This is a genomic window from Brevibacterium jeotgali, assembly GCF_900169175.1.
Classification (GTDB): Bacteria; Actinomycetota; Actinomycetes; order Actinomycetales; family Brevibacteriaceae; genus Brevibacterium; species Brevibacterium jeotgali.
In genome coordinates this window covers 214,148-232,232 of sequence record NZ_FXZM01000002.1, presented here as the reverse complement: position 1 = coordinate 232,232, position 18,085 = coordinate 214,148, and the positions used below count along the sequence as shown (strand labels likewise).

At 69.5% G+C, this 18,085-nt stretch carries 16 protein-coding genes; 13 read left to right on the top strand and 3 right to left on the bottom strand.

Going from position 1 to position 18,085, the window contains the following annotated elements; genetic code table 11:
• Positions 1–33 precede the first annotated feature (33 nt).
• The 8 genes from BJEO58_RS02925 (at position 34) to BJEO58_RS02890 (ending at position 9,240) form a co-directional block, all read left to right on the top strand.
• Positions 34–789, top strand: coding sequence for a YebC/PmpR family DNA-binding transcriptional regulator (locus tag BJEO58_RS02925; RefSeq protein ID WP_101587592.1), 756 nt, complete (start codon positions 34–36; stop codon positions 787–789).
• Positions 790–792: 3 nt separating this feature from the next.
• Positions 793–1,392 carry a crossover junction endodeoxyribonuclease RuvC gene (gene ruvC, locus BJEO58_RS02920; RefSeq protein WP_101587590.1) on the top strand — a complete coding sequence of 200 codons (600 nt, stop codon included), beginning with the start codon at positions 793–795 and terminating at the stop codon, positions 1,390–1,392.
• Positions 1,393–1,478: 86 nt separating this feature from the next.
• Positions 1,479–2,075 carry a Holliday junction branch migration protein RuvA gene (gene ruvA / locus BJEO58_RS02915; protein ID WP_101587588.1) on the top strand — a complete coding sequence of 199 codons (597 nt, stop codon included), beginning with the start codon at positions 1,479–1,481 and terminating at the stop codon, positions 2,073–2,075.
• Complete coding sequence (gene ruvB / locus BJEO58_RS02910) at positions 2,072–3,133, top strand: Holliday junction branch migration DNA helicase RuvB (RefSeq protein WP_101587586.1); 1,062 nt, start codon at positions 2,072–2,074, stop codon at positions 3,131–3,133. The genes ruvA and ruvB overlap by 4 nt, the downstream gene beginning before the upstream one ends.
• A 94-nt stretch (positions 3,134–3,227) precedes the next feature.
• Positions 3,228–3,776, top strand: coding sequence for a preprotein translocase subunit YajC (gene yajC, locus BJEO58_RS15300; protein WP_281284824.1), 549 nt, complete (start codon positions 3,228–3,230; stop codon positions 3,774–3,776).
• Positions 3,777–3,809: 33 nt separating this feature from the next.
• Positions 3,810–5,801: a protein translocase subunit SecD gene (gene secD / locus BJEO58_RS02900; protein ID WP_101587582.1), complete on the top strand. Its 1,992-nt coding sequence runs from the start codon at positions 3,810–3,812 to the stop codon at positions 5,799–5,801.
• The gene (gene secF, locus BJEO58_RS02895) at positions 5,798–6,832 is read left to right on the top strand and encodes a protein translocase subunit SecF (RefSeq protein ID WP_101587580.1); all 1,035 of its coding nucleotides are present in this window, start codon (positions 5,798–5,800) and stop codon (positions 6,830–6,832) included. Before secD ends, secF begins: the two co-directional genes overlap by 4 nt.
• A gap of 125 nt (positions 6,833–6,957) precedes the next feature.
• Positions 6,958–9,240 (top strand): RelA/SpoT family protein, encoded by a 2,283-nt coding sequence (locus BJEO58_RS02890; RefSeq protein WP_101587579.1) that lies wholly within the window; start codon positions 6,958–6,960, stop codon positions 9,238–9,240.
• On the opposite strand, the gene BJEO58_RS02885 is transcribed toward BJEO58_RS02890, so the two are convergent.
• A complete protein-coding gene (locus tag BJEO58_RS02885; RefSeq protein ID WP_101587578.1) occupies positions 9,222–9,800 on the bottom strand; it encodes a hypothetical protein in 579 nt (192 codons plus the stop codon). The two genes, BJEO58_RS02890 and BJEO58_RS02885, sit on opposite strands and share 19 nt — an antisense overlap.
• Before the next feature lie 150 nt (positions 9,801–9,950).
• Positions 9,951–11,333, bottom strand: coding sequence for a DUF349 domain-containing protein (locus tag BJEO58_RS02880; protein ID WP_101587576.1), 1,383 nt, complete (start codon positions 11,331–11,333; stop codon positions 9,951–9,953).
• Positions 11,334–11,466: 133 nt separating this feature from the next.
• Between BJEO58_RS02880 and BJEO58_RS02875 the strand changes: the two genes are divergently transcribed.
• Positions 11,467–12,138, top strand: coding sequence for an MBL fold metallo-hydrolase (locus BJEO58_RS02875; protein WP_101587575.1), 672 nt, complete (start codon positions 11,467–11,469; stop codon positions 12,136–12,138).
• 65 nt (positions 12,139–12,203) lie between these two features.
• Complete coding sequence (hisS, locus tag BJEO58_RS02870; protein WP_101587573.1) at positions 12,204–13,550, top strand: histidine--tRNA ligase; 1,347 nt, start codon at positions 12,204–12,206, stop codon at positions 13,548–13,550.
• A gap of 4 nt (positions 13,551–13,554) precedes the next feature.
• Here hisS and BJEO58_RS02865 read toward each other — a convergent pair whose 3' ends face one another.
• Positions 13,555–13,926, bottom strand: coding sequence for an ArsR/SmtB family transcription factor (locus BJEO58_RS02865; RefSeq protein ID WP_101587571.1), 372 nt, complete (start codon positions 13,924–13,926; stop codon positions 13,555–13,557).
• Between the two features lie 89 nt (positions 13,927–14,015).
• On the opposite strand from BJEO58_RS02865, the gene aspS reads away from it, so the two are divergent.
• From aspS to rpsD, 3 genes are all read left to right on the top strand, one after another.
• The gene (gene aspS, locus BJEO58_RS02860) at positions 14,016–15,794 is read left to right on the top strand and encodes an aspartate--tRNA ligase (RefSeq protein WP_101587570.1); all 1,779 of its coding nucleotides are present in this window, start codon (positions 14,016–14,018) and stop codon (positions 15,792–15,794) included.
• Positions 15,795–15,861: 67 nt separating this feature from the next.
• The gene (locus BJEO58_RS02855) at positions 15,862–17,211 is read left to right on the top strand and encodes a replication-associated recombination protein A (protein WP_246076004.1); all 1,350 of its coding nucleotides are present in this window, start codon (positions 15,862–15,864) and stop codon (positions 17,209–17,211) included.
• Positions 17,212–17,380: 169 nt separating this feature from the next.
• Entirely contained in the window at positions 17,381–18,007 is a 627-nt protein-coding gene (rpsD, locus tag BJEO58_RS02850; protein WP_101587566.1) for a 30S ribosomal protein S4, read from the top strand.
• The last annotated feature ends 78 nt before the right edge of the window (positions 18,008–18,085 follow it).

Below are 18,085 nucleotides of genomic sequence, written 5' to 3'. Positions count from 1 at the left end.
AAGAGACACGCATCGGATCCGTAAGGAGAACACGTGGCAGGCCACTCCAAGTGGGCGACGACCAAGCACAAGAAGGCCGCGATCGACGCGAAGCGCGCCAAGCTCTTCGCCAAGATGATCAAGAACATCGAAGTGGCGGCGCGCAACGGCGGCCCCGACCTCGAAGGCAATCCCACGCTGTTCGACGCAGTGCAGCGGGCCAAGAAGCTCTCCGTCCCCAGCGACAACATCGATCGTGCGGTCAAGCGCGGCGGCGGCCTGGACGGCGGCGGCGTCGACTACGAGACGATCCTGTACGAGGGCTACGGCGCCGGCGGAGTCGCCCTCCTCATCGAATGCCTCACGGACAACCGCAACCGCGCAGCCTCCGACGTCCGCGTGGCGGTCACGCGGAACAACGGCTCGATGGGAGACCCCGGGTCCGTCGCCTACAACTTCAATCGCAAGGGCGTCGTCACGGTGCTGAAGTCGTCGGCTGACGAGGACGCGATCCTCGAGGCCACACTCGAGGCCGGGGCAGAAGAGGTCAAGGACGCGGGCGAGCAGTGGGAGATCGTGTCCGAGGCCACTGACCTCGTCGCCGTCCGCACCGCTCTCCAGGACTCGGGGCTCGAGTACGAGTCCGCGGAGGCGGCGTTCGTGGCGCACGTCGAGATGCCCGTGGACGCCGACGCGGCACGGAAGGTGTTCGGCCTCATCGAAGCGCTGGAGGATCTCGACGACGTGCAGAACGTGTACACGAACCTCGACGTGTCCGACGAGGTGCTCGCCGAACTCGACGAGGGCTGACCCGTGCGCGTCCTGGGTGTCGACCCCGGGCTCACCCGACTGGGCCTGGGCGTGGTCGAATCGGGTCGGCCCACACAGCCGGAGCTCGTCGCGGTGGGAGTCGTCCGGACACCGTCGGACGAGTCGGTCGATGTCCGGCTGGGACGCATCGCGGAGTCGTTCGACAGCTGGATCGACGAGCACCGGCCGGACGTCGTCGCGGTCGAGCGGGTCTTCGCACGGTCGGACGTCTCCACGATCATCGGGACCGCACAGGTCTCCGGACTCACGATGGGGCTGGCGGCGCGCCGGGGGATCCCCGTGGCGATGCACACGCCCTCCGAGGTGAAGGCGGCCGTCACCGGCAGCGGACGAGCCGACAAGAAGCAGGTGACGCACATGGTCGCCCGCATCCTTCGTCTGGACGCCCCGCCGAAGCCGGCGGACGCTGCGGATGCGCTCGCACTCGCGATCACCCACCTGTGGCGCGGCGCGACCGCCGGCGCGTCGACGCCCGGGAAGAACAAGGACGTGCTCAACCGGCGTGCCGCGGGCAGACAGGGTTCCGGCCTCACCGCTGCTCAGGAGCAGTGGGCGCGGGCGCTGCGCGCGGCGCAGTCGTGAACCCACCGCCGGATCGCTAGACTGACAATCGCACACGTGTTCGATAGCAGTCCCTGGTCGACTGCACCCCCAGGAGGAGAGCGCCGTTGATCGCGTACCTGTCCGGCACCGCCCGTTCCGCAGCAGCGGACTCCGTCATCCTCGTGTCCGGGGGAGTCGGAAGACTCGTCACCGTCACGCCGGCCCACGCCGCACGACTGCGCGACGGCATGGAGGTCGACCTGCACACCGAGCTCGTCGTCCGTGAGGATTCGCTCACCCTGTACGGCTTCGAAGCCGCAGACGAACGATCCGTGTTCCGCGTGCTGCTCACGGTGTCCGGAGTGGGGCCGAAGCTTGCGATGGCGGTGCTCGCCGTGCTCGGCTCCGATGGCGTGCGGGCGGCCGTCGCCGCCGAGGACCAGGCGGCTCTCACCACCGTCCCGGGGATCGGGAAGAAGGGCGCCGCACGGATGCTCCTCGAACTCACCGGCAAGCTGCCGGCAGGGGGAGTCGGACTCCCGGGGACTGATGCCGCTCCCGCCGTCGCCCCGGGCGACCAGGTCGTGGACGCGCTCATCGGTCTGGGGTGGAAGCAGATGCAGGCGGAGAACGCGGTCGCGCAGGCACGCGAGGCGACTCCCGATGCCGCCGTTCCCGCGCTGCTGCGCGATGCGCTGCGCACATTGGGCGGTCGCCTGTGACGGATCGCTCCTACGAAGTAGACGTCGACGACGACGGACCCACCGGCGCAGAGGAGGAGCAGCTCACCCGCGCCGGCGCGGGCGACCCCGAACGCGCTGCGGAGGCCGCGCTGCGTCCGCGCGGACTGGGCGACTTCGTCGGCCAGCCGCAGGTGCGAGAACAGCTCTCGCTGGTCCTCGATGCCGCGCAGGCCCGGGGCCGCGCACCGGATCATGTGCTGCTGTCCGGTCCTCCGGGCCTCGGCAAGACGACGCTCGCGATGATCATCGCCCATGAGATCGACAAGCCGCTCCGGGTCACGTCCGGGCCCGCGATCCAGCACGCGGGTGACCTCGCTGCGATCCTCTCCTCCCTGGAGGAGGGCGAAGTGCTCTTCGTCGATGAGATCCACCGGATGTCGCGGGCCGCGGAGGAGATGCTCTACGTCGCGATGGAGGACTTCCGGGTCGACGTGATCGTCGGGAAGGGGCCGGGCGCGACTGCGATCCCGCTGGAGCTGCCCTCCTTCACCCTGGTCGGGGCGACGACCCGCTCGGGTCTGCTGCCCGCGCCGCTGCGCGATCGCTTCGGCTTCACCGGACACCTCGACTTCTACTCCACGGAGGATCTGCACCGGGTCCTCGTCCGATCGGCGGGGAAGCTGGAGATCGCAGCGGATTCTGCCGGCCTGCAGGAGATCGCCTCCCGCTCGCGGGGCACACCGCGCATCGCGAACCGGCTCCTGCGGCGCGTGCGCGACTGGGCGCAGGTGCGGGGAGACGGCACCATCCACGAGGATGCCGCCCGCGCGGCGCTGCGCGTCTACGAGGTGGACGAGCTGGGCCTCGACCGACTCGACCGGTCCGTGCTGCAGGCCCTCTGCCGTCGCTTCCGGGGCGGCCCCGTCGGCCTCAGCACCCTCGCCGTGTCCGTGGCGGAGGAGGCGGAGACGGTCGAAGAGGTCGCGGAGCCGTTCCTCGTGCGAGAGGGCCTCATCACGCGTACCCCGCGCGGTCGCATCGTGACGGACGCCGGCTGGCGGCACCTCGGCTATGAGCCTCCCGAAGCGCCGTTCTGAGCACTCGGAGGCCCTGATGTGAGAGACTCGTGCGGTCGCACTAGACTGACACGCGGTCTACTCGACTCCACTGACGAAAGGCGGCTCCGGCCCCATGGAAATGATCCTGATCCTCGGATTCGGCGCTCTGCTCATCTTCTTCATGATGAACTCGCGGAAGAAGCAGCGGCAGCAGCAGGAGAAGCTGTCCTCCGGACTCGTCGTCGGCGCACGGGTCATGACGACCTTCGGTGTGTTCGGCACGGTCGTCGACGTCCTGCCCGAGGAGAACAAGGTGACGATCGAGGCGGGCCCCGGCACAGTGCTCACCGTCCACCGCCAGGCGATCGGCCAGATCGACGAGCCGGTCGACGCGGGCCTGCACGACGCCGGCGCGGACACGGATTCCGACCGGGTCGACGCCGATCTCGGTGACACGCAGATCCCGGACGACCTGTCCTCTCTCACCCCCACCGACGCGCATGATGACGAGCACGGCACCGCAGGGGCCCCGATCGACGGGGATGCGGACGTCGATGAGCGGGCGGACGCGGACGACTCGCGCGCAGATGCGGCAGACGGCTCCTCGCGTGAGACGTCCGACCCCGATGCCGATGATGCGGAGGACGTCGACGACGTGGACTCCGACGGCGACCGCCGCTGACTCGCACACCCTCCCCCTCCCGAAAGCGATAACGTGGCCGCACCCTCGAACAAACCGCGCCCGGTCCTGTCCTTCGTCTGGCTCGGCGTCGTCGCCGTGGCACTCACCGTGCTCATCGGCGCCGGCGCGATCTGGTCGAGCGCGACCTGGGCTCCGAAGCTCGCACTCGACCTCGAGGGCGGCACATCGATCATCCTGGAGCCCCAGGTCGACGAGGACACGGCGATCTCACAGGAGCAGCTGGAACAGGCCGTCGCGATCATCCGGCAGCGCGTCGACTCCACAGGCGTGTCGGAGGCGGAGATCTCGACGCAGGGCGACCGCAACATCGTCGTGAACCTCCCGGGCAATCCGGATGAGGAGACGCGCAACCTCGTGAGGTCGTCCGCGCAGCTCGCATTCCGGCGCGTCGCATTCGTGGGTGCGCCCGCGGCCGCCGATCAGCAGCAGGGGGAGCCTGCTCCGGAGGAGACGGAGGATCCGAACGCTGACCTCAGCGATGAGGATCGCCAGCGGCTCGAAGAGCTGCTGGGCGACGAGGCCGCTGCGGAGGGCAGTGCCGAGGACGCTCCCCAGGGCGGCGGCGCGGTCACTCCCGACGAGCAGGCGGGCCCGCAGGCGGGGGGAGGGGCTGAGGCCTCCGCTGACCAGGCCCAGGCCCCCGCCGGTGAAGGCGGCGAAGCGGACGGCACGGTACCGCGCTTCGACCCGCAGTCCGACATGTCGTGGGCCGATGACGAGGTCATGGCGCGGTTCGCGGAACTCGACTGCACGGACCCGGCGAACCGCACGGGCGGGACGACCGCCGACTCTGACGAGATGTTCGTGTCGTGCGCCCAGGACGGCAGCGCGAAGTACATTCTGGGGCCCGTCGAGCTGGACGGCTCGCACGTGGCGGACGCGGACCACGGCTTCGAGACGTCCTCGACCGGTACCCAGACGAACCGCGTGGCCGTCACGCTGGAGTTCGACAGTGTCGGACGCGAGGTGTTCGGCCAGATCACCACGGCGATCACCGGCCAGCAGCAGCCGTACGACCAGTTCGCCATCGTGCTCGACGGACTGGTCCTGTCCGCGCCGCAGTCGCAGACCCCCGTGACGGACGGCAACGCGCAGATCACAGGCGCCTTCACCATGGACGAGGGCGAGACGCTCGCCAACCAGCTGAAGAACGGCGCCCTGCCGATCAGCTTCCAGGTGCAGAGCGAGCAGCAGATCTCGCCGACGCTGGGCTCTGACTACTTGGCCAAGGGCATGCTCGCGGGCGCGATCGGCCTGGGCCTCGTCGTCATCTACTCGCTCGTGCAGTACCGCGTGCTCGGCACGGTCACCGTCTCGAGCCTCGCGGTCGCCGGCGGGCTCACCTATCTGCTCCTGCTGCTGGTGACCTGGCGGTACGGCTATCGCCTCTCGCTGGCGGGCGTGGCAGGCCTCATCGTCGGCATCGGTGCGGCAGCCGACTCGTTCATCGTGTACTTCGAACGCATCCGAGACGAGCTGCGGGGTGGTCGCAAGCTGACGTCCGCGGTCGAGATCGGCTGGTACCGCGCGAAGCGCACGATCTTCGCGTCCAAGGCAGTGAACCTGCTCGCTGCGGTGATCCTCTACCTGCTCGCGGTCGGAAGCGTCCGCGGCTTCGCCTTCACCCTGGGTCTCACCGTGGTCGTCGACCTGCTCGTGACAGTGCTGTTCACGCACCCGATCCTGCAGCTCCTCGCGCAGACCCGCTTCTTCGGCGACGGGCATCGGATGTCCGGCATGGATCCCCGCCAGCTGGGGGTCTCCCGGGCCAGCTACCGCGGCGCCCTCAACATCGACCTGGACCGCGCGAAGCGGGACGGGACGAAGAAGGGGTCCCACAAGGAGGCCGCGCGCCGACAGAAGGACGTCGACAAGCGCGAGGAGAGGGCCGGTGCGGGGCTGAGCCTCGCGGAGAGGAAGGCCCGCGCGCAGCGCGACGCGGAGGAATCCGGCCGCGATGCGACGCCGGTCGCGACCGACGAACCGACAGGAGGCGCACGATGAGGAAGTTCCTGTCGTGGGGCAATGATCTGCACAGTGGGCGCACGTCCATCCCCTTCGTGGGCAGGGCGAAGCTCTGGCTCATGATCGCCGCGGGACTGGGCCTCGTCTCCCTCGCCGTCCCGCTGATCTTCGGCTTCAATCTGGGCATCGCGTTCAAGGGCGGCTCGGAGTTCAAGGTCGACAACGTGTCCTCGGCGGAATCGCAGGTCGCGATGGACGCGGTCGGGTCCGTCGTGGGTGAGGCGGGGACGAACGTCGTCCCGACGTCCGACACGTCGGTGGACGTGACGACCCGACAGCTGACCGACGCGCAGATGCAGGAGGTCCGCGATGCGCTCGTGAGCTCCTACTCGATCGATGCGGAGGATGTCACCTCGAACTTCGTGGGCCCGGAGTGGGGGCAGGACGTCACGGACAAGATGGTGCGTGCGCTCGTGATCTTCCTGGGACTCGCGATGCTCTTCATGGCGATCTACTTCCGCACGTGGAAGATGTCGCTGGCGGCGATCATCGGCCTGTTCGCCGTCATGGTGGTGACCGTCGGCATCTACTCGGCTACCGGATTCGAGATCACACCGGCGGCCATCATCGGCTTCCTCACGGTGCTGAGCTTCTCGCTCTACGACACGGTCGTGGTGTTCGACAAGATCAGGGAGAACACCCAGGGCTTCGAGGACAACGTCCACATGAAGTTCTCCGAGCTGGTGAACCTGGGTGTGAATCAGACCACCGTGCGCTCGATCAACACGTCTGTCATCGCCGTGCTGCCGATCGGTGCGATCCTCTTCATCGGCGTGTTCCTCCTGGGTGCGGGCACGCTGACGGACATCTCCCTGTCCCTGTTCGTGGGCACGATCGTCGCGGCGCTGTCCACGCTGTTCGTCGCATCGCCCCTGTACGGACTGCTGCGCAGTCGCGAGGCGGCGGTGCAGGAGCAGGAGGCGGCGGTCGACGAGCGCCGGCGCGACAAGGACCTCCCGGATCGTGCTCCGGTGCTGGGCGATGAGGTGCCGGTGAGCGCCGGCCTCTGAGCGCGCGCCGGTCAGCGTTCGCCGCCGAGCGGCGGACGCTGGGCCCGCCTGGCGGCTCCCGCACCGTTTCGCCCGTACCATGGTGAGACGGCGGGAACGCACCGCCGCACTGAAGGGAGGCCCGCGTGGCACACGTCGACGAGACCGCCGGTTCGAAGCGGCGGGGTCTGGGCCGCCTCGCGTTCTGGACCGCACGCGCCCAGCAGGATCCGGCACGCCCCAAGGCCCTGGGTCCCCTCCTGCAGGCGCTCGAGGTCAACCACCCGCGCAGCGACACGGGCCTCGTGCTGCGCGCCTACCGGGTCGCGGAGCGCGCGCACGCGGGCCAGACGCGCAGAAGCGGCGACCCGTACATCACGCACCCGGTCGCGGTCGCGACGATCCTGGCAGAGATCGGGATGACGTCGACGACGCTGGCCGCAGCGCTGCTCCACGACACGGTGGAGGACACGGACTACTCGCTCGATCAGCTTCGCGAGGACTTCGGCGAGGAGATCGCCGTCATGGTCGATGGCGTGACGAAGCTCGACAAGATCGAGTACGGCGAAGCCGCTCAGTCCGAGACCGTGCGGAAGATGATCGTCGCGATGAGCCGCGACATCCGCGTCCTCGTCATCAAGCTCTCCGACCGCCTGCACAATGCGCGGACGTGGAAGTACGTCGCGGCCTCCTCCAGCGGGAGGAAGGCGAAGGAGACTCTCGAGATCTTCGCCCCGCTCGCGCACCGTCTGGGCATGAACACGATCAAGTGGGAGCTGGAGGACCTGTCCTTCCAGGTGCTCTATCCCAAGGTGTACGAGGAGATCGTCCGCCTCGTCGCGGAACGCGCTCCCGAACGTGAGAAGTACCTCGGCATCGTGTCGAAGGAGCTCGGTGATGAGCTCGTCGAGTCGAGCATCGACGGCTCGATCTCCGGGCGTCCGAAGCACTACTACTCGATCTACCAGAAGATGGTGGTCCGCGGCCACGAGTTCGCGGACATCTACGATCTGGTGGGTGCACGCGTCCTGGTGGAGACGGTCCGGGAGTGCTATGCGGTGCTGGGCATCGTCCACGCGCGCTGGTCGCCCGTGGCAGGTCGCTTCAAGGACTACATCGCGATGCCGAAGTTCAACATGTACCAGAGCCTGCACACGACCGTCATCGGACCCTACGGCCGCCCGGTCGAGATCCAGATCCGGACGCGCGAGATGCACCGGCGCGCGGAGTTCGGCGTCGCCGCCCACTGGAAGTACAAGGACCGCGGCGGCGCACGGGTCGGTGGCCGCACGGCGACGGTGGGGGATACGGGGAGCGTCGATGACGTGGCCTGGCTGCGTCAGCTGCTCGACTGGCAGAAGGAGGTGTCCGACCCGGAGGAGTTCCTGGACGGACTCCGCTACGAGGTGAATTCCCAGGAGGTCTACGCCTTCACGCCGAAGGGCGACATCATGGCACTGCCCGCGGGTTCGACGACGGTCGACTTCGCGTACGCGGTGCACACAGAGGTCGGGCACCGCACCATGGGTGCGCGTGTGAACGGCCGCCTCGTCGCGCTGGAGTCAGAGCTTGCGAACGGCGACGTCGTGGAGGTCTTCACGTCGAAGGACGAGACGGCCGGGCCCAGCCGCGACTGGCTGTCCTTCGTCCAGTCCCCCCGCGCGCGGAACAAGATCCGGCAGTGGTTCAGCAAGGAGCGGCGCGAAGAGGCGATCGAGAACGGGCGGCAGCAGCTGGCGCGCGCCATGCGGAGGCATCAGCTGTCCGCGGAGCGACTCATGTCCGCGGAGGGCCTCCTCAAGGTCGCGGAGGAACTGCGCCTGGCGGACGTGTCCGCCGTCTACGCCGCGATCGGCAACGGCACGACGTCCGCGCCCCATGTGGTCGACCTGCTCGCGAAGGCCACAGGGGCGGAGGACGAGAAGCCGGTCGTGCTCGGTCCCACGAACCGGACCGGACGTTCGAGCGGACATCATTCGACGGCCGATGGTGTGCGGGTCAAGGGCTCTGACGGGCTCCTCATCAAACTCGCCCGCTGCTGCACGCCCGTGCCGGGCGACACGATCGTGGGGTTCGTGACGCGTGGCGCCGGGGTGTCGGTCCACCGCGACGACTGCTCGAACCTCGAGCAGATGCGCACCCAGCCGGAGCGCTTCGTGGAGGTGGAGTGGACCGGCCGGACACGGGGACTCTACCTCGTGAACATCCAGGTCGAGGCGCTCGACCGCTCCGGACTGCTGTCAGACATCACTCGTGTGCTCTCCGAGCTCCACGTGAACATCCTGTCCGCCTCCGTCGCGACATCGCGGGCGCGCGTGGCGCAGTCGCGGTTCGTGTTCGAACTGGGCGACGGTACGCACCTGGACAATGTGCTGGCCGCAGTCCGGCGCATAGAGGGGGTCTTCGACGCCTACCGCGTGAGCGTCTGAGGTCCCGCGGCCGGCCGCCGCACCGCGGCGAACGCCAGCGCACGCGTGCGCGCGATGAAGGGCCGCCTCTCGATCCGGTCCAGCCACGCGAGGAATGCGTGCCTGTCCGCGTCGGGGACCCGGGCGAACGCACTGCGAGCCGCAGGGAGGGGATCCGCCATAGTGGTCGTACCGCGGAGGAGGTCGAAGAGGGTCCTCTCCGGTGACGTCACCCAGGTCCCGGACACATCCACCCGCTCCGACGGGGGCACGTCGCGTTCGTAGACCGTCCAGCTGCTCCTCGCAGCGCGCATGCGGCGGCGTGCGAGGGTCGTGTACTCGTTGAGCGCGGGTGCCCTGCCCGTCACGGAGCCCCACCAGACCCAGTGTGCGGTCCGGTGGGAGAGCGCCAGGCGGGGCCGCGGGGGTTCTCCCAGCGCGGTCGTGCGCAGCAGCGGGTCGGCGACTGTCCCGCGGGGGATCCACACGTCATGGGTGACGCGCTGGAGCAGCCCGTCGTACTCGAGTGCGAGCAGCCCTGAGAGCGGGAGGGGCGCATCGAGACGGTGGAACCCGGTCATGCTGACACTCTCGTGTCACACGGCCCCAGCCGCAAGGGGATCCGCCTGCCTGTGGACGACTGTCAGCGCACAGGCTGCGGGGTGTGACCGCGAGTGTCGCGACCTGCAGGCGAATGATCCTGCGGGCGAACGATCCTGCGGCGCCGCAGATCAGGCGAGCTCGTCAGCGGTCTGCCGCAGCTGCGCGAACCAGGACCGGCGGGCCTCCAGCGCCTCTTCAGCCGCGGCGACCCTCCGGGAGTCACCGGACTCGCGGGCCTTCACCACGTCGTCCTCGAGCTCTGCGATCGAGTCCTCGAGCTGCGCGAGCACGCCGGACGTGCGGGCGCGCGTCTCCGGGTTCGTGCGCTCCCATTCCGACGCCTCAGCGTCCGCGAGGGCCTTCTCCACCTCGCGGAGGCCGCCCTCGATCCGCGAGAGGTCCGCACGGGGGACCCGGCCGGCGTCCTCCCAGCGATCCTGGATGCCGCGCAGAGCCGTCTTCGTGGCGTCGATGTCCTTCACCGGCAGGAGGGCACGGGCCTCGTCGAGGAGCGCCTCCTTGACCGTGAGGTTGCCCCGGTACTCGTCGTCGATGCGAGCATTCTCCGCTGTGCGCGCGTCGAAGAAGACGTCCTGGGCGGCCCGGAATCGAGCCCACAGAGCGTCGTCGTCACGGCGTCCGGCCCGCGGAGCCGCCTTCCACTCGTCCATGAGGCCGCGGTACTTCGCAGCCGTGTCGCGCCACTCCGTCGAACCGGACAGCTCCTCCGCCCGGACGATCAGCTTCTCCTTGACCCGCTTGCCTTCTGACGAGCGCGCATCGAGCTGCGCGAAGTGCGCCTTGCGGCCGCGGTCGAAGGTGCTGCGAGCGGCGGAGAACCGTCCCCACAGCTCCTGGTCCTCGGCACGGGGAAGCCGTGGGTACTGGCCCTGGATGCTCTTCCAGGCGTCGAACAGCTCACGCATCCGCGCGGCGGACTGCTTCCACTGCGTGCGTTCGGGATCCTGCGCGGCCACGGACTCCGCCTCGGTGACGATCTGCGTGCGCTTCGCACGACCCTCGTCCAGTCGCTCAGCACGGTCTGCGCGCGCCTGCTCCTGCGCCGCATCAGTCCGTTCGATGAGTGCCGTGAGCTGTGCGGTGAGGGCAGTCATGTCGCCGATGGCGGCAAGCTCCGGGAGCTCTTCGAGGTGGGTGCGGGCCGAGGAGCGGACCTGAGCCGCGTCTGCACCGGCGGCCAGTCGCTGCTCGAGCAGATCGGCCTGGTCGACCGCATCGATGAAGCGGCCTGCGAAGTACTCCAGCGCTGCCTGCGGCTCGGCATCCGGATACTGTCCCACCTCGCGTTCGCCCTCCGGCGTGAGGAGGAAGACTCTCAGGTCGTCGTCGATGCGACCGTGAGCAGTGGCCGCGGCAACGGCCGCTGCCCGGTCAGCATCGCTGCGGGTGGGGGCGGCGACGGGTGCTGCTGCGGGACGTCGCTGGGGGCCGGGTCCCGGGACCGGCCTGGGGCCGGGGACGGGTGGCTGGTGCGGCGTGGGCTTGCTCATCGTGATCCTCGTGGCTGACCCCCGACCATGCGGCGGAGGGGTGCGGATGGGCCGCCGACACGGGTGCCGACGCTGACCGCACCAGCATATCCGCCGCACCGGGCGATGATCCTGCCGGTCTAGACTCGTGGACATGGAGATCACCGGAGTGCGTGCGCAGCTGCTCGACGTCAACTGCTATGCCGTGGCCGCGGGAGACGGGGCGGAAGGCTCGCCCTGCCTGCTCGTCGACGCGGGATACGACTGCGCCGACGACCTCGCCGACGTGCTGTCAGAGCGCGGATGGCGCCCCGCAGGGATCCTGCTGACCCACGGGCACGCCGACCACGTGCTCGGCCTGCCGCACCTGCTGGAGCGCTTCGCCGTGCCGGTGCACCTGGGGCGCCCGGATCTGTACCGGCTGGATGATCCCGCCGGCGGTGTGTCTCCGCAGTTCGCGCAGGCGCTCGCACCACTCGCCCAGGGGTGGGCGGCGCCGGATGCGCGTGCCGTGGACGACGGCGACGTGCTCGAGGTCGCGGGCCTGACGATCACCGCGACGCTCGCGCCGGGTCATACCGAGGGATCGATGCTGTACGCGATCGACGATCCGTCCTCGGCCGGCGACGGTCCCGCGTCAGTGCTCATGAGCGGTGACGTCCTGTTCGCCGGCAGCATCGGTCGGACGGATCTCCCCGGAGGCGACCCCGTCGCGATGGAGGCGTCACTCGCCGCTCTGCGCGACCGTCCCGACACCCCGGTGCTGCCGGGCCACGGCCCCGGGACCCGGCTGTCCCACGAACTCACGACGAATCCCTTCTTCTGAGGCATTCGCAGACTCATACCCCCGCAGGGACGCTCCGGCGCCCCGCCCACCGACCAGGAGTACCCATGGCACGTGCCGCCAGACTGTCCGGCTTCCCCGAATGGCTGCCCTCCGACCGCATCGTCGAGGAGAGGGTCATCGACCTCCTCAAGCATGTCTTCGAGCTCAACGGATTCGGCGCCATCCACACGCGGGCGATGGAGCCGATCAGCGCCCTCGCCAAGGACGGCGAGATCGACAAGGAGGTGTTCGCGGTGTCGCGGCTGCACGGTGAGCAGCACGACGCGAAGAACCCTCTGGGGCTGCACTTCGATCTCACCGTGCCGTTCGCCCGCTACGTGGTCGAGCACGCGGGCCACCTGGCGTTCCCCTTCAAGCGCTATCAGATCCAGCCCGTGTGGCGCGGCGAGAGGCCGCAGGACGGTCGCTTCCGCGAATTCGTGCAGGCGGACATCGACGTCGTGGGGGAGGACTCGCTGCCCCACCACTTCGAGGTCGAGGTGCCGCTGGTCATGGCAGCCGCGTTCGACGCCCTCCGTGAGCTCGGCGTGCCGCCCGTGAGGATCCTCGCGAACGATCGTCGCCTCATCGAGGGCTTCGCACGGGGAGCGGGTCTGGACGACATCCCCGCCGTGCTCCGCAGCATCGACAAGCTCGACAAGATCGGCGAGGAGGCCGTGGCCCGTCTGCTCGCCGAGCACGCGGGGGCGGACACTCGCCAGCAGGAGCTCTGCCTGGCACTCGCGCGGATCGAGAGCGCCGATACCGGATTCGCCGACGAGGTCGTCGCGCTCGGGGTGAGCCACCCGCTGCTGGACGAGGGTCTCGCGTCGCTGACCCGCATCCTCGAGGCCGCGCACCGTCGTGCGCCGGGAACCGTGTGGGCGCAGCTGAAGATCGCTCGGGGACTCGACTACTACACGGGCGCGGTGTACGAGACCCAGCTGGTGGGGCACGAGGACCTGGGATCGGTGGCCTCCGGCGGCCGGTACGACGCGCTCGCGTCCAACGGGCGGAGGACCTATCCCGGGGTCGGGATGTCCGTGGGCGTCTCCCGCCTCATGTCCCGCCTGGTCGGTGCGGACCGGATGGTCGCCGCGAGCCGTCCTGTCCCCACTGCGGTGCTCGTGTCGGTCACGGACGAGGAGCGGCGTGACGAGTCCGATCGGGTCGCCGAGGTGCTGCGTGCCCGCGGGATCCCCTCCGATGTGGCACCGGCGGCGGCGAAGTTCGGCAAGCAGATCCGCTATGCCGATCGCCGGGGCATCCCGTTCGTCTGGTTCGTCGACGGGGAGACGGGGCACGAGGTGAAGGACATCCGCTCCGGTGAGCAGCAGACGGCCGACCCCGAGGTGTGGACGCCGGCGGCGGAGGACCTCTGGCCGCGCGTCGAGCGGATCTCGGGCGACTGAGGCCTCAGCGGCGCGTGCGCCGCTGAGGCCTGCGCTCCGCGGGATCGGGGGCGAGCGAGCCGTCGGGGGCGATGTGCTCGAAGATCTCCTCGACCATCGCCACGACGTGGGGGTCGTCGACCGTGTAGATGATGCGGCGCCCCTCTCTGCGGGAGCTCACCAGTCCGGCCAGTCGGAGCTTCGCGAGGTGCTGCGAGACGGCCTGGACACTCACGTCAGCGAGCGTCGCGAGGGACGTCACATCGTGCTCCGCGTCCACGAGGATCCGTACGATGAGGAGTCGGGTCGACGACGACAGCATGCGGAAGGTCTCCGCCGCGACGTCGACCTGCGCTGACGTGGGCAGCGAGTCCTCATATGCCGCGTCCGTGTCCATGAGCGCCTCCTGGCTGTCCGTTCTGTGCGGTCCGCTGTGACTATCATGGACCTGCATCCCTCCCCAGACCTATCCGAGGAGTCCTCTTCGTGTTACGCACCCACTCGGCCGGAGCCCTCCGCGCCTCCGACGCCGGAACCACCGTCACCCTCGCAGGATGGGTGGACCGGCGCCGTGACCACGGCGGTGTGGCGTTCATCGACCTGCGCGACGCGACGGGGATCGTCCAGGTCGTCGTCCGCGAACAGGTCGCGGATCAGCTGCGGAACGAGACCGTCGTGTCGGTGACCGGCACCGTGTCGGTCCGGCCCGCGGGCAACGAGAACACCGGACTGCCGACGGGCGAGATCGAGGTCGTCGACACGGACGTGACGATCCTGTCCCAGTCCGCCGCCCTGCCGTTCCAGGTCTCCGACCACGCCGAGGACTCCGGTCAGGTGGGGGAGGAGACCCGCCTGCGACACCGGTACCTGGATCTGCGTCGGTCCGGACCCGCGAAGACGATGCGACTGCGGTCGGATGTCAACAGGGCGGCACGCGCGGTCCTCGACTCGCATTCCTTCGTCGAGGTCGAGACGCCGACTCTGACCCGCTCCACGCCCGAGGGCGCACGCGACTTCCTGGTCCCGGCGCGCCTGCGCCCCGGCTCCTGGTACGCCCTGCCGCAGTCGCCGCAGCTGTTCAAGCAGCTGCTCCAGGTCGGCGGCATCGAGCGCTACTACCAGATCGCGCGCTGCTACCGCGATGAGGACTTCCGCGCGGATCGCCAGCCGGAATTCACCCAGCTGGACATCGAGGCGTCGTTCGTCGAGCAGGACGATGTGATCCGGCTGGCCGAGGAGATCCTCCGTTCGCTGTGGAAGCTCATCGACGTCGACATCGCAGGTCCGATCCGTCGGATGACCTACCGCGAGGCGATGGCGCGGTACGGCTCCGACAAGCCCGACCTGCGGTTCGACATCGAGCTCGTCGAGCTCACCGAGTACTTCGCGAAGACCCCGTTCCGCGTCTTCCGCGCACCGTACGTGGGCGCTGTCGTGTACCCCGGCGGTTCCGCGCTGCCCCGGCGACAGCTCGACGGATGGCAGGAGTGGGCGAAGCAGCGCGGGGCGAAGGGCCTCGCCTACGTCCTCGTGCAGCCGGACGGAGAACTGACCGGACCGGTCGCGAAGAACCTCTCCGAGGACGAACGCGCCGGTCTCGCCGCAGCGACGGGTGCGGCTCCCGGCGACGCGATCTTCTTCGCCGCGTCGGATGCGCCCTCCGCGCGAGCGCTGCTGGGTGCTGCGCGCAAGGAGATCGCCGTGCGGGAGGGCCTGTTCGACGAGGACGAGTGGTCCTTCGTCTGGATCGTGGATGCGCCGATGTTCGAACCCGCCGCAGCCGCCGAGGCGGCCGGCGATGTGGCGGTGGGCAGCAGCGCCTGGACCGCCGTCCACCACGCTTTCACGTCTCCCCGGCCGGAGTTCCTCGAGACCTTCGACCAGGACCCCGGCGAAGCGCTGGCCTACGCATACGACATCGTGTGCAACGGCAATGAGATCGGCGGGGGATCGATCCGCATCCACTCCCGCGACGTGCAGGAGCGGGTCTTCAGCGTCATGGGCATCTCCCCGCAGGACGCGCAGGAGAAGTTCGGCTTCCTCCTGGAGGCGTTCAAGTACGGCGCGCCCCCGCACGGCGGCATCGCGTTCGGCTGGGACCGCATCGTCGCACTCCTGGCGGGTGCCGACTCGATCCGCGACGTCATCGCCTTCCCGAAGTCCGGCGGCGGCTACGACCCGCTCACCGATGCGCCCGCACCGATCACCTCGCAGCAGCGCGCGGAGGCCGGCGTGGACCACGAGCCGGAGGAAGAGGAGGACTGACCTGACGGCAGACCTCTTCAGCGACGCGCCGGACGCGGGTCGGGCACTCGACCCGCTCGCCGTCCGGATGCGTCCTCGCGCCCTCGACGAGGTGGTGGGCCAGGACCACCTCACGTTCCCGGGGTCACCCCTGCGCCAGCTGGTCGAAGCCAGCTCCGACGCGACCACCGGCCCGGCGTCCGTCATGCTGTGGGGCCCGCCCGGCGTCGGCAAGACGACGCTGGCCCACGTCATCTCCCACGCGGAGGGACGCAGCTTCGTCGAGCTGTCGGCCATCACCGCGGGAGTCCGGGACGTGCGCCAGGTGGTCGAGTCGGCACGGCAGGAGCGAGAGCTCCACGGGCGGACGACGGTCCTCTTCCTCGATGAGATCCACCGGTTCACCAAGGCGCAGCAGGACGCGCTCCTGCCGGCGGTGGAGAACCGGCTCGTCGTGCTCGTGGCGGCGACGACGGAGAATCCCAGCTTCTCCGTCATCGCCCCGCTGCTGTCGCGCTCGCTCCTGCTGACGCTGCGGCCCCTCGACGATGCGGCCGTCTCGGGACTCCTGGAGCGGGCGATCGACGACCCGCGGGGGCTGGCGGGCGAGTTCGCGCTCACGGACGACGCGCGCGACATGATCGTGCGGGTCTCGGGTGCGGATGCACGACGCTCGCTCACGATCCTCGAGGCGGCGGCCGGGATCGCCCGCGCCCGCACCGCGGCAGGGGCGGGCGACCCGTCCGAGGCCGCAGCGGACGCCTTCGCCGCGCGCTCCGACGGACGCCTCACGGTGACGGAGGACGATGTCTCGGAGGCGAGTGCGGAGGCGGTGATCCGCTACGACCGCGACGGTGATCAGCATTACGATGTGGTGTCCGCCTTCATCAAGTCGATCCGAGGGTCCGACCCGGATGCAGCGCTGCACTACCTCGCACGGATGATCGTGGCGGGCGAGGACCCGCGCTTCATCTGCCGACGGGTGGTGATCTCCGCCTCGGAGGATATCGGCATGGCCGACCCGCACGCCCTCACGATCGCGGTCTCCGCCCACCAGGCGGTCGAGCGGATCGGGATGCCGGAGGGCAGGATCCCGCTGGCGCAGGCGGTCGTCTACCTCGCGACCGCGCCCAAGTCGAATGCGTCGTACAGGGCGCTCGATGCCGCGATCGCAGATGTGAAGCAGGGACGTGCCGGGCAGGTGCCGTTCCACCTGCGGGATGCGCACTACCCCGGAGCCCAGGCGCTGGGCCATGGCGAGGGCTACCTCTACTCGCACGACTGGCCCTACGGGGTCTCGCCGCAGAGCTATCTTCCGGAGTCCCTCACCGGCAGCGTCTACTACCGTCCCACCCCGAACGGGGCGGAAGCGCGCATGGCGGATCGGCTCGGCTCGCTCGAGGCGCTGCGTCGGGACGGCCGGGACCCGCAGGGGTGAGCCGCCGGCACCGCGCGTGATAAGGTCGTGTGTTGCTGTGCCTCATCGAGAGGCGGTCGGGCGGAACCGGACTCGCGGATCCGCCCCTCTTTCCCGTACGGAGGGAAACAGCAGTCCGGCCCCCAGCGGGTCCACTGGCCCGGACGGCACTCACGAAGAAAGGCATTCCATGACTGCTCCCGCACGTCATCGTCGCCAGGTGCGCCTCTCGCGCGCACTCGGCATCCCGCTCACACCGAAGGCTGAGAAGTACTTCGAGCGTCGCCCGTACCCCCCGGGCGAGCACGGCCGCGCACGCCGCCGCAACGACTCGGACTACTCGGTCCGCCTCAAGGAGAAGCAGCGTCTCCGCGCGCAGTACGGCATCCGCGAGGTCCAGATGCTGAACACCTACAAGGAGGCGAAGCGCCTCTCGGGCATGACCGGTGAGAACCTCGTCGAGATGCTGGAGATGCGACTCGACGCACTCGTCCTGCGCTCCGGTTTCGCCCGGACGATCGCGCAGGCGCGCCAGTTCGTCGTGCACCGCCACATCATGGTCGACGGACAGCTCGTGGACCGCCCGTCCTTCCGCGTGAAGGAGGGGCAGATGATCCACGTGAAGCCGCGTTCGGCTGAGACCGATCCGTTCCAGGTCGCCGCCGCAGGTGCGCACCGCGACGTGCTCCCCGCCGTTCCGGGCTACCTGAAGGTCGAGCTCGAGGCTCTCCAGTCGACGCTGCTGCGTCGTCCGAAGCGCGTCGAGGTCCCCGTGACGGCCGACGTCCAGCTGGTCGTCGAGCACTACTCGCGCTGATCGGTCCTCAAGGACCCTGAGCGCATGCGGGCCGCCGCACACCACACAGGTGTGCGGCGGCCCGCTCGTACTCCCCCT